The sequence below is a fragment of the Paraliobacillus zengyii genome (assembly GCF_003268595.1).
In the GTDB taxonomy this organism is placed as follows: domain Bacteria; phylum Bacillota; class Bacilli; order Bacillales; family Amphibacillaceae; genus Paraliobacillus_A; species Paraliobacillus_A zengyii.
On sequence record NZ_CP029797.1, the window covers coordinates 2669665 to 2682680 of the forward strand.

The 13016-nt window shown below is 35.6% G+C and carries 10 protein-coding genes and 2 pseudogenes; 3 read left to right on the top strand and 9 right to left on the bottom strand.

Going from position 1 to position 13016, the window contains the following annotated elements; genetic code table 11:
* Positions 1-25: 25 nt before the first annotated feature.
* Positions 26-250 carry a NifU family protein gene (locus DM447_RS13560; RefSeq protein ID WP_232824104.1) on the top strand — a complete coding sequence of 75 codons (225 nt, stop codon included), beginning with the start codon at positions 26-28 and terminating at the stop codon, positions 248-250.
* Between the two features lie 2 nt (positions 251-252).
* Here the strand turns inward: DM447_RS13560 and DM447_RS13565 are convergent.
* From DM447_RS13565 to DM447_RS13590, 6 genes and pseudogenes are all read right to left on the bottom strand, one after another.
* Positions 253-1945: pseudogene (locus tag DM447_RS13565) on the bottom strand (IS1182 family transposase).
* A gap of 163 nt (positions 1946-2108) precedes the next feature.
* Positions 2109-4148: a methyl-accepting chemotaxis protein gene (locus DM447_RS13570; protein WP_241964525.1), complete on the bottom strand. Its 2040-nt coding sequence runs from the start codon at positions 4146-4148 to the stop codon at positions 2109-2111.
* Between the two features lie 804 nt (positions 4149-4952).
* Positions 4953-5840, bottom strand: a complete 888-nt coding sequence (thrB, locus tag DM447_RS13575; protein ID WP_112181731.1) for a homoserine kinase — start codon at positions 5838-5840, stop codon at positions 4953-4955.
* A complete protein-coding gene (gene thrC / locus DM447_RS13580) occupies positions 5837-6898 on the bottom strand; it encodes a threonine synthase (protein WP_112181732.1) in 1062 nt (353 codons plus the stop codon). The genes thrB and thrC overlap by 4 nt, the downstream gene beginning before the upstream one ends.
* Positions 6899-6902: 4 nt before the next feature.
* Positions 6903-8195 (bottom strand): homoserine dehydrogenase, encoded by a 1293-nt coding sequence (locus tag DM447_RS13585; RefSeq protein WP_198671300.1) that lies wholly within the window; start codon positions 8193-8195, stop codon positions 6903-6905.
* Positions 8196-8313: 118 nt separating this feature from the next.
* Complete coding sequence (locus DM447_RS13590) at positions 8314-9288, bottom strand: protein kinase family protein (RefSeq protein ID WP_112181733.1); 975 nt, start codon at positions 9286-9288, stop codon at positions 8314-8316.
* A gap of 153 nt (positions 9289-9441) precedes the next feature.
* On the opposite strand from DM447_RS13590, the gene DM447_RS13595 reads away from it, so the two are divergent.
* Positions 9442-9951: a phosphatidylglycerophosphatase A family protein gene (locus DM447_RS13595; RefSeq protein WP_112181734.1), complete on the top strand. Its 510-nt coding sequence runs from the start codon at positions 9442-9444 to the stop codon at positions 9949-9951.
* 181 nt (positions 9952-10132) lie between these two features.
* Here the strand turns inward: DM447_RS13595 and DM447_RS13600 are convergent, their stop codons facing one another.
* Positions 10133-10885 (bottom strand): class I SAM-dependent methyltransferase, encoded by a 753-nt coding sequence (locus DM447_RS13600; RefSeq protein WP_112181735.1) that lies wholly within the window; start codon positions 10883-10885, stop codon positions 10133-10135.
* Positions 10886-11394: 509 nt separating this feature from the next.
* Positions 11395-11991, bottom strand: a complete 597-nt coding sequence (gene mobA, locus DM447_RS13605) for a molybdenum cofactor guanylyltransferase (RefSeq protein ID WP_112181736.1) — start codon at positions 11989-11991, stop codon at positions 11395-11397.
* 26 nt (positions 11992-12017) lie between these two features.
* Between mobA and DM447_RS13610 the strand changes: the two are divergent.
* Positions 12018-12494, top strand: a pseudogene (locus DM447_RS13610) (Crp/Fnr family transcriptional regulator); the annotation flags it as partial.
* Positions 12495-12502: 8 nt separating this feature from the next.
* Here the strand turns inward: DM447_RS13610 and mobB are convergent.
* On the bottom strand, positions 12503-13000 hold the full coding sequence (mobB, locus tag DM447_RS13615) for a molybdopterin-guanine dinucleotide biosynthesis protein B (protein WP_157967324.1): 498 nt from the start codon (positions 12998-13000) through the stop codon (positions 12503-12505).
* Between the last annotated feature and the right edge of the window lie 16 nt (positions 13001-13016).

Below are 13016 nucleotides of genomic sequence, written 5' to 3' on the forward strand. Positions count from 1 at the left end.
ATGAAAGTAAGAAAGGGGAAGATGGATGATGCAAGAGCAAGTACAAGAAGTATTAAACAAATTACGTCCATTTTTACTACGTGATGGTGGCGATGTTGAATTAGTAGATGTTGATGAAGGTATTGTACGTCTTCGTTTAATGGGAGCATGCGGGAATTGCCCAAGTTCAACAATCACATTGAAGGCTGGTATAGAGCGCGCATTAATGGCTGAAGTTCCAGGCGTAGCAGAAATTGAACAAGTATTTTAAAACTATAGATGATAAAAAAGAGGCTGGGACATAACTAGCCAAAATAACGAAAAAGATTCCGATCATCTTAGGAAGATGGTCGGAATCTTTTTTTGTTGGATTATTTTCAGGATTTGTTGCACCATGCGCATGCTTAGCCGTGTACTTTCTCAAGTTCACCGCCATGAATGCAAATCCTAATTCATTTTCCACTTTCTTCTTGCCTCTTACTGACATACGAGTGAAACGCAAATTAGCCTTCAAAAATCCGAAGACTGGTTCTACATCTATTTTTCGTTTGCCATAGATTTTACCGGTTTCTTTTTCTGAAAGCTGCTGTTTTGTGTATGCTTTTTGTTGTTCCCATTTTTCATTATAATAAATTTTTCGATTATTTCCTTCCTTTGCTTTTGTACAGTGGGAACGCAACGGACAATCCGAACAGTCTTCACATTCATAGACTTTAAAGGATCGGGTGAAGTTATCTTTACCTGTTCGATTAGATAGATACTGGAAAGCCACTTTTTTATCATTTGGACAACGGAAAGAATCACTCGCTTCATCATACGCCCAGTTCATTGTGTTAAAAGGGTCTTGCTTATATTTCTTTGTCTTCTCTTTTCGATACATATTGTATGTAATCAGCGGGATGCGCTCCCGATTAATGCGGACATCTTCATAATTCTGTTCACTTCCATACCCTGCATCAGCTACGATATATGTGGGAAGTTCAAAGAAGCTTTCCTCGATTTTATCTAGAAAAGGAGTGAATGTGCGTACATCAGTTGGATTGGGAAATACGTCATATGCGAGTGTATATTGTCCTTCGGTCGCAATTTGTACATTGTAACCTGCTTTTAATTGGCCATTCTTCATATAATCGTCTTTCATGCGCATAAAGGTGGCATCATGGTCTGTCTTTGAATAACTATTGCGCGCTTCAAATATAAGCCTATCCTTTTCGTATTTTTGTTTGCGTACTACGTAATCTTTAAACTGTTTGCGGTATTTTTTTGGTGTTTTCCTTGCAGAGCGAAGCTGCTTCCGTTTGCTGACATCTTTACTTTCTTCGATCTGTTTGTCGTATCCTTCAACGGTCTTCTCTAGTTTCTCAACTACTTTTTCGAGTTCTTTAGTGGATAGTTCTTCCGTACTTTCGCGTTCTATTTCTGGAATAATTTCGTTTGCCAATAATTCATCGTACAGTTGATTTGATTTCTCCACCAAATTCGCACTGTATTTTTCAATCGCTTTTCGCCAAACAAACGTAAATTTATTGGCATTTGCTTCTATTTTGGTGCCATCAATAAAGATCGCTTCCTGGTCAATCAGCTCTTCTTTCACCAGTTGGCATCGAAATTGTACAAAACATTGGCGTAACAGTTCTTGTACTTCTTCATTGACTCGAAAACGATTAATCGTTCGATAGCTTGGCTCATAACCTTGCGCTAACCACATCATGCGTACACTATCTTTCAGTAATGATTCAATTTTTCTTCCAGAGAAAACAGATTGCGTGTAAGCACATAAAATAACCTTCATCATCATGCGTGGATGATAAGCAGGACAACCTGTTTCATGTAAGAAAACAGAAAATGCTTTATCAGGTATTTGTTCTACTAAGTCATGGATCGTATAGGCAATATCATTTTTTTGTAATTTCATTTCAAAATCTAACGGCAAAATTACTTGATTCATGTTATAATCTTTAAACATAAGGATACCTCCGATTGTTATTGTGTGGTACTTTAATTTTATCAGAAGGTATCCTTTTTTACTTACTAAAATTTTCGATTTTATAAAAAAGTTGCATCTTCCAACTACCGTTGGAAGATGCAACTTTTTATTGTTTATCTGAGTTTTGTCCCAGCCTCTTTTTTTATGTTCTGAATTTCTCAATTAGTTTTTCTAACTCTTCACCAGTTTCTTGAAGACTTTCTGCTGAAGTTGTTATTGTTCTTAGAGCCGTCAACTGTTCTTCTGACGAGGCGTCAACCTCCTCAGCTGCTGCCGCACTATTCTCAAGAATACTTGCTATATAACTAATAGCTTCTACAACACTATCTTTATACGTATTAATATTTTCAATATCATTTGAAATTTTTTGAATTGATTCAACCATTCGATCATTTTCATTTGAGATTGCTTTAAATGCTTGAGAGGAGTCCTCAGCTGCTTTGTTTTGTGCTTCTGACATTTCTCTTGATGACGAAATTTGTTTAACTGCATCTTTTGACTCCAGTTGAACACTTTTAATTGTACTACTGATATTTTCTGTTGCGGAAGACGTTTCATCCGCTAGTTTTCTTACCTCTTCTGCGACAACAGCAAAACCTTTACCATGTTCTCCTGCTCTTGCAGCTTCAATGGATGCATTTAGAGCTAACAAATTAGTTTGTTCTGAGATAGCACTAATTGTGTTAACAATTTCATCAATTCGATTCATCTTTTCAGAAAGGTTCTGAATTACCTTTTCTACTGACAAAATAACAACATTAGATTGATCTGATGTATCCTTTAGAATCTCTATCTGATCCACACCGTGAAGATTAAGTTTTTGAACCTCGCTAGAATTCTCTTTTAATTGGTTTGTTTGATTTACTAAACTAGACAATTGATCTGATAAGGCTGCGGTTTGTGTATTCGTCTTTTCCGCATAACTTGAGGCCTCTGTAGCGCCATTAGCAGCACTATTCATTGCACGACTTATTTCTTCACTAGACGCCGTTGTTTCTTCAGAGACCGCACTTAATTGTCCTGTTGATTCTGAAACCGTATAAACCGAAGACCTTACGGAAGTTACTAATTCTTTGATATTTTTGACCATACCATTAAAATTTGTAGTTAATTCGCCAATTTCATCATTCGTGCTCGCTTCCATAGTCGATGAGAAATCCCCTGTGGCAACTTTACTAACCTCTTCATTAAGAAATTTAATTGGTTTTGTGAGTCTTCTGGCAAGAATTAAAGCAAGAATTACAAATAAAATTATTATAACTATTGACACAATGACAATCTGGGTTAATAATCCATCTAAAGAGGCATATGCTTCATTATCCGGAATAACTAAACCTAGTGTCCAATCCGTTCTTGGTATATGTTGATAATAAACATGTGCATCCCCATCTTCTAAGGTTACGATATCAACACCTGACTCTTGTTGTTCAATAGCACCATTTAAAGATTGCAATGTCTCATCTTCTGCTAGCGTCCTATCTAGACTATTCTCTTCATTAGGATGAACAAGAAATTGCTGATCTGAACCTGTTAAGAACGCCCATCCTGTTTCACCTGTGTCAATTGTTTTAACCATCTCTTGGAGATTACCTATATCAATATCGCTTGAGATTACGCCTTCCAGTTCTGCCGATTGATTGTAAAATGGAATACTAGTCGTAATTAATGTCGTATTAAGTGCTTCGTCAAAATAAGGTGCTGTCCAAACTATTTCACCAGCATCTGCACCTGCCGTATACCATCCTTGATTAGGATAATCATACTCCGGCGTTTCATATTCATCGGTAAAGATTACATCGTCTCCGTCTTTGTATCCATAAGGACCAAAATACTCTTGATCTTCATCATATTGAAACGGTTCATACCAAACACCCATTCCAAATGTATCCGGATTTAACGCGAGTAATCTTTCAAATAAGCTTGCATACTCTTCTTCCGTTATATTCGTACCACTAGTTCCTACTATTTCACTTAAAGATTCTCCTAAACGTTGATGACTAATTAGTTGTCCATCAATATCGTTAACAACCTCTTCTGATAAATAAGACATCTTTTCTGATATTTCCGATTGTAATTCTGTTTTTGCAAACGAATAGCTAAATAATGATAATATGATAATTGCTATTAATACAACTGGAACAAAAATCAGAATCTTCATCTGTATACTACTTTTTCTTTTCAATCTGCAACCCCCCTATTTCCTCTAATATCGACATTAATCTACAAGAATAAAGCGATTTTCGGAATTCTAATATTGATTTCGCTTTCATATAATTAATCGATTTGTAATCTTTTCTTAATACAATGATTTTTTATGAATTTTAATAATTTATTAGACTGTTTGCTAAAAGATTGTACTTTATGAATAAATTTTATGAACTCAAACATAACGTTCCTTGCGTCGGAATTATCATCAACTGTGACATAACAGAATCTCCTGAACCGCTACTCAAGTGAAATTGACTCCCTTTCCGCAGGCACGGCTTCAGCTAACTTGGAAGCAAAGAACGCTTCCAAGTGGATCTTCAGCCCGCGCTGTTCCTGCAGGAGTGTCGCCAATTTCACTTGATACGCTAGTTTTGAAACACTGTAATAATAAGAGTATAGATTGCTTTGTTATATGTAATTGAAACGACAGTTAGAAAAACTAACAATTATAATATATAAGTACGTCGAAAAGATACGCTAACCAGCGAAGGAAGCAAATGGATGACACTCCTGTGGGAATAACAAATGTTTTAGGGTGGGATGAGTAATCGCAATCCCACAAGTTGAAGATCCACTCGGAAAGCGACCTTTGCTTATCCGAGTTAGCTGAGACTGTGCCCAGGGAAAGGGAATTCATTTGCTGACATAGCGTGTAAGGAAGTTTCACTATGTCGTAGTTTCTCTCAAGTCCGTATATGGAAAAGCAACAATGTTTATGAAAAGAGTTGTTCATTAAAAAATCCCGATTTCAGTTTGGGGACTGAAATCGGGATTTTTATCATTGCTGTATTGTTAGTACACCTTTATTTTCAACTGCTAAAGGTAGCCAGTTCATTTCAGGCATAGATGCTTGCCATTCCATTAATTTTCGATCGATTACCTCTTTAGTTGTTAATGCGATCATTGTAGGACCAGCACCACTTAAAAATGTGCCATATACATCCTCTTTTAATAAATTAACAAGCTGATCATAATGTGGTATTAGCTTCTTTCGATAAGGCTGATGAAAATAATCCTTTTCCATCATCTTACCAAGAAGTCTCCAATTCCCTTGACAAATAGCAGCAACACTGACATTTGCAACACTACTAGCTTGAACACTTTCCTTATAAGCAAATTCTTCTGGTAAAACTGCTCGCGCTTCTTTTGTTTTTAATTGAAAAGAAGGGATGATTGCTAAAAATACCAAATCATGAATTGGAACGTTAATCCAATCCAAATTCTTATCATAATGTCCAATGACACAGCCACCTAATAAGGATGGTGCGACATTATCAGGATGACCTTCAATTGCCGTTGCAAGTTCTAATTTATCTTCCATTGAAAGATTTAATTGAAGTAAACAATTCGCTAGCTCAATTCCTCCCACAATAGCTGTTGCACTACTTCCAAGTCCACGTGCTAAAGGGATATCACTTGTCATTTCAACCCGAGAAGTTGGTAATTGAGCATGTCCAAATTGATTTGCAGTTTGTAATGCAATTTGATAAATTAAATTTTCTTCATCAAGTGGTAGATCATCCATTCCATCTGAACATGGAATAAACTCCCATTTATCCGCTTGATCAACTTTTAAAGATAAATATAATTGTAAAGCAACACCAATCGAATCAAAGCCAGCACCTATATTTGCAGTTGTTGCTGGCACTTTGATTAGCCAACTCATACCGATACACTACCTAAGATTACTTTCATCACAGTTTCTTCTTCATTTGGAAGTACACGTGGTTTGATATCATTATAGTCAATTGCAGTGTTAGGATCTTTTAATCCATTCCCTGTCATGACACAAACAACTTTTGAACCTTTAGGCACTTTTCCTTCTTCTAATGCTTTAAATAATCCAGCTACAGAAGCATTCGATGCTGGCTCAGCAAAGATACCTTCATTTCCAGCCATCCATTGGTAGGCTGCAATCATTTGTTCATCCGTAATTTCGTCAATAGTACCTGCTGATTCATCACGAGCTTTTAAGGCCTTGTCCCAGCTTGCTGGGTTACCAATTCGAATAGCAGTACCTACTGTTTCTGGATTTTCAAATACACGATCATGGACAATTGGTGCAGCACCACTTGCTTGATAACCCATCATTTTCGGTAAACCAGTTTGTTTCTCTTCATTGTACTCTTTAAAACCTTTCCAATATGCCGTGATATTACCAGCATTACCAACAGGAATAAATAGGTAATCAGGTGCGTGTCCTAACACATCACAAACTTCAAATGCACCAGTCTTTTGACCTTCAATTCGATAAGGATTAACAGAGTTAACTAATGTAATACCATCTTGTTCGCCAAGTTTTCTAACAATACGCAGGGCATCATCAAAGTTACCTTCAATAGAATAAATTTCTGCTCCATACATAACTGCTTGAGCTAATTTACCTTGCGCAATTTTCCCCTCTGGTATAACAATAATACAACGTAAACCTGCTCTTGCTGCATAGGCAGCCGCTGATGCGGAAGTATTACCAGTCGATGCGCATATAACAGCTTCTGCTCCATCTTCAATTGCCTTAGCCATCGCCATCACCATACCGCGATCCTTAAAAGAACCAGTTGGATTAATTCCTTCTACTTTAGCATATCCTTCAATATCATACTTTTTTGATAAGTTTTCTAATTTTATTAAAGGCGTATTACCTTCATGTAAACTAATAAGTGGTGTTTGATCATTCACTGGTAAATACTTTTTATATTCTTTTAATAAACCTTCCCATGCCATTTCTTTATTCCTCCCCATCTACACGATAATGACTAATTAAACGTTTCACAACATCTAATCCTTTTAAATTAGCTAAGCTTTTTAATAGTTGCTCTCTACTAATTTTATGTGTGACCATGACTATCTCAGCTATTTTCTCACGATCACCTGGTAATTGTAGTATTTTTGCAAAACTAACTTTTTCATCAGAGAAAACATTTGTGATTTCCTGGAACGCACCTGCTTGGTCTTCAACTTCTAATCGAATAAAATGACGCGAGAATTTTTCGCTATCACTCTTTAAATGATGATCAAATTGAGGATCAATGTACGTGTTTCCACTAATGCCAAGACGAATATTCTTAACTACTTCCATTAAATCAGATACCACAGCAGTTGCAGTTGGTAAACTTCCTGCTCCTGGTCCGTAAAACATTGTCTCACCGACAGCTTCTCCATATACATACACCGCGTTATACTCATTTTTCACTAAAGCTAATGGATGGTCTTTAGGTAGTAATGTCGGTTCTACTGTTACCTCTGCCTTACCATCTTGCATCGAAGCAATACCAATCAGCTTAATTGTGTAATCTAAGCTTTCAGCAAAATTTATATCTTCCTGTGTAATACCGCGAATACCAACCATACGAACGTCTTCTAAGTTAAGCTCCATTCGAAAAGCAATATTAGCTAACAGCGTCATCTTACGTGCAGCGTCAAGTCCATCCACATCAGATGTTGGGTCCGCTTCTGCAAAACCTAGAGCTTGAGCTTCTTCTAGGACCTCATCAAATGGCAGTCCTTCATCGGTCATTTTTGTCATAATATAATTAGTTGTACCGTTCACGATTCCCATGATTTTCTGAATATGATCAGATGCTAGTCCATCAGATAATGAACGCAAAATTGGAATACCACCAGCAACACTTGCATCATATAAAATATCACATTTATTTTCTTTTGCTAATCTTAACAACTTCTGACCATGTACAGCCATAAGGTCTTTATTAGCTGTTACAATATGTTTTTTGTTTCGAATTGCACGTTCTAACAATTGGTTCGTATCTTCAATTCCACCCATTACTTCAATGATAACATCAATCTCAGGGTTATCAACAAGGTCAGCAGGATCAATTGTTAGCCAATCTTGTTTAATGACAACATCTCTCGTTTTTTCAAGATTACTAACTAGGATTTTTGAAATTTCAATTTCACAACCTACCTTATGCTTGATCTGTTCTTGATGATCCTCTAATACTTTTACAACACCCGTTCCAACTGTGCCTAATCCACATAAACCTACTTGTATCTTTTTCAAATTAAACGCCTCCCCCTGTGTTTTTAAAAAGCACATGTGTATATCTATAGTGGACATTATACCGCTCTCCATGTACTTATTCAAGATGCAATTGCCTAAAGTTTCTGAAAAAACAGTCTTACCACTCTAAGAAAGGAATTTGATTGGAATTCGGATCAATCCCGAGACGGAAAAAGAAGCCTTTTAATTGTCTCTCATAGTTGCTTTGTTTTTCAAGTAAATCCTGATATGCATAAAAAGTTTCTTCCTTATCTGTTACGTCCATTGATGCCTCAATGAAGTCAAATAAGTGAATTGGACATAAAAGCCGAGCAAATAGTAATCGCCAACTAAAAACAGATAAAGGTTGACGTTTTTCGTATTCCGTTAAAAATAGATATACTGGATCGTTCGCTTTTGTTTGCTTCTCGTTATTTAATAAATAAGGCCGTACGTATTCTGCTAAGTCTCTTGTAGGATGATCGTAAACGAATTGATCAGAGAAAATGACATCTCGTTCAAGTTGATTGTTATACCTTTGAAATGTGATACACCCTTGATCCACCCTATCAAATCGGTGTTCTTGATTGGTTTCTTGTACATACTGTATTGCATTTTCTGTTAAACCAATCAAATAGGGAAACGTATCGATAAATAAACGGAGATACCTTGAGACAGGCCGAACTTCTATTTGCTTCTCATAATAGGCTTCAAACGTGCCTAACCTTTCTGCCCATAATGATTGCCATATACCATAGGTTGAAATATAGTTTGGGGTATAAGGATATAATCCTCCTGTTTGGTGAAATTCTGCAAGCTGTGCTGCATCTAATTCGTTATTTCTTTGTGTTTTCTTTGCTTTTAGAACAATATAGTTTTTACCGTTTTCAACAGTAATTAATTGCTCTTGTAGATTTTGAATCGGCTTCGCTATTCGAAGATAACCTTTATTAATCAAATAATCTGCACACCAACCTTGTTCCAAATGTACCACTTCTGGTTGAGTCGTTGGCACAATAAAGTATGTGTGATCCGCTGTCTGATAACCATAATAATTATCAATTCTTATCTCTTCACCATGAAAATTAGCTAGGTAATGGTTTATTATTGACATATCAATAAATCCTCTCCTTCATGCATATATATAATTAGTTACCTTAGTCTATGTAAAGGAAAGGTAGGGTTGAACTAAATCAGCTTCTTAGTTTAAGGAAATATCTGATGGGTATAGTATATAGAGATACTTTTAGAGAATGGATGGGATTTCATGAAAGATGAAAAAAATAAAACAACACTAGAAACAAAAGCTAGAGAATGGCTGATAGAAAGAGGGGTCACAATTAAAGACATAGCCGACCTTGTATATTACTTACAAAATAGTTATCATGATGACTTATCTTTGGAAGTGTGTGAGCATAATGTAGAGAAAGTATTAGGTAAACGTGAAGTTCAAAATGCAATCTTAACTGGTATTCAACTTGATGTTTTAGCAGAGCAGAAAAAACTAGTTTCTCCTTTGCAAGAAACAATTGAAGTCGACGAAAGCTTGTATGGTATAGATGAAGTTATAGCTCTTTCAATTGTAAATGTCTATGGCTCAATTGGATTTACAAATTACGGTTATATTGATAAGCAAAAACCAGGAATACTTGAAAAACTAAATGATAAATCACGCGGAGAATGTCATACCTTTTTAGATGACATTGTCGGTGCAATCGCAGCTGCTGCTTCCAGTAGATTAGCACATTCAGCAGCAAACGATGAAGATTTGGATTAAATAAAAAAATCACTCACTTGAGTGATTTTTTTATAGGAGTAAAAGTCCATCTAGATTCAGTATTTCAAATTGTTTATGTTCCAATTGTAAGTAGCTTTTTGATTAAATAAATTGACCTATATCAAGTTTTAAAATTACACAGAAAAAAACACCTCTTTCTAATAAAGGGTGTTTTGAAAAATTAGTGTTTTCTACTACAAACAGCAATGAAATGTAATGTGTCTTTTTTAGTTTTAAATGTATGAAACATTTGAAAGAACATTGGTCTATTTTCTTTTCTTATTGCATTTCGAAAAATTTTAAACGTACCAGCAAAACCTTCATCCCTAATCATTCCTTTCGGTGAAAGAAGTGTCATTGGTCCAGAGATATTATTCGTAGCGTTAAAATGCTTTTCAAATGTCTCCTTCCACTCTTTTTTTGTGAGTGGCTGAACATTAACATTTATCACTTTACGTAATTGCTCCACTACGGCATCATCTTGTTTCGTTAACATAACGTCATGTGTAAGTAAACATCCACCAGGTTTTAAAACACGATAGTATTCCGCAATCGCTTTTTCCTTCGCATTGTTTTGAAGCATTGTTAACATCGCTTCATTAATAACAACGTCAAAATGGTTATCAGGAAATGGTAGTTTCATTGCATTACCTTGTAAAACACTAATCTGCCGCTCCAAACCATGTTTCGCAATATTTAAAGTAGCCTTGTCTAAAGCTGCTTTATCCAGATCAATACCAATAACATGACAGTTATACCTTTTAACAATATCAATCATCGTTGTCCCCATATTACAAGCAACTTCAAGGACATTGCTGTCAGATGATAAATTCGATTCTTTAATTAACCACTCTGTTGCATTCTTCCCGCCTGGACGTAATCTTTTTTTCCCTAGACGAGCTAAAAACGTATGACCAACTTCTTTCTTTGACATAAGTAACACTCCTCCAATTTGATCGATTTTTTAATATCTTGTTAGTTTAATTGCATTATATTGATAATGATTATCATTTTCAATATAACATGTTAATCGTAAGCTAAAAGTGATTTAAATCACTACGAATTATTATCTGAAAAATTAAAATATAAAACAAATTCAATTAATTCATGAACAAGCAACGATTCATGCAGTTTACGGTTATAGCAGAGCAACAGGGAATGTCGGTATTGCCTGAATAACTTCTGAATATGGCCTAACAAATGTAATTACAGGCATTGGAACAGCACAACTTGATTCTGTTCCAATGCCTGTTTTCATTGAACATCAAACAGATTTGGTCGACCAACAATTGATGTAGAAGGTCTTTCAAAAACTAGTGTTAAATATAATTTTTCAATAAAATCATTGGAAGAGCTAATAGGACTAACAAAACGAGGGATTAAAATTGCGGATAGTGGCCGAAATAAGAAATACAAAGAAAACACGTAATACCATATGCATAATTACGTGTTTTCTTCGTTCTTAATATAGTTGTGATAATCACTGCGATGATTAATATTTAGAAAGGGGCGATCATCATCAAATTTGCATTCTTTTACAGTAATTTGGTTAAGAAGGTTAAAAACAGAACGCTGATCATTTTCTAATAAGTGTAATATGACTTTTTGAGTGGAATGATGGTACAAGCCAATAAGCGGTTGCAAATATCCGTTTACGTTAGGAATGATGGCCTGCTTATCATTTTCTCTTTTGTCCAATAGCTGTTTAATTATCGATTTTTCTATAAACGGTGTGTCAGTTGGAACAACCAAATACCAGTCAGCTGGTTCAGACACCATCCCTGATAATATGCCCGCCAAAGGGCCTTGGGATTGGAATGCTTCTAAATCTGTTATTATCTTAACGTTCTGATCTAAATGGAGAAACGCTTTGCACTCGGAAGATAGTGATACAATACACGTTTTCGAAACAAATGGGGCTAAAGCTTGTAAACTATGTTTAAAAAAAGCAATACCATTTCTTTCGGCAAACATTTTGGGTGAACCAAATCGTTTTGATTGTCCGCCAGCTAACAAAACACCCATAATTTTTTCATCCATCTTATTCACCTCAAGTTTTAATACTTATAAATGGTGCTTTAACTTCATTGGCAGATGACCCGAGGTTTTTATTAAGTTGTAACGTATTCACCGATGGGGAGGTAATTGCCATTAAGAAGGATCTACTTGAGAAAGAATTATTGTCTAATAGTATACTAACTCTTGAATTCATGCGTTGGGAAAATGCTCACATGCGGAAATTCCAATCTAAATTCCGGGATCTATTATTAAATGGGAAAAAGGGTGCGCTCTATTCTACACTAATTCGATTTTCTAATAGTTATGGGGTAGAAAAAAATAATGGAATTTTAATCAATATTGTTATAACAAACCAAGAGCTAGGAGATTTTTGCGCCACAACTAAAGAAAGTGTTAATCGTATGTTAAGTGAGCTTAGTCAAAAAAACGTGCTCTCAATTGATGTTAATTCCAAAATTACCATACACAATATTGCATTCCTACGAGAAACAATTGGTTGTGAATATTGTCCAATTGAAATTTGAAATATCGACTAGCTGAACCATTCCTCATTTAACTTTCTGGCTAATAGTAACCAATCATCTGGATGATAAATTGGGAAGGGATATTTTTTTTCTTGTATTGGCAGTATGGTTATTACTGCCTTTATATGTGTTAGCTGGTCAAGTAAAGCAATCTCTTCCTTTTTAGAAATCATTACTATTTTATCTTTCTTCTCCTTTTTATAACCTTCAATAAGAACAATATCTATTGGAAGGGGTGCATAAAAGGTAAGCATTTTCTCTAAACTCCAAGCCTCATCACCTACAATTTGAAAGACATTCTCACCTTGGACACCAGAAAGCATTGCGCCAGCATGTTGTTGTCGAACGCTATCTGTCTTTTCCCATCCGACAGGCATGCCACCATGACCATGATGTTTTAAAGTAGCAACCTGTTTACCTTTTTCACAAAAGTAATCAATTAACCGCAGCATCATCGTTGTTTTTCCACTATTTTTATAACCAACTACCTGTAAGTAAAACGGCAATTTTACGCCCCCTTCT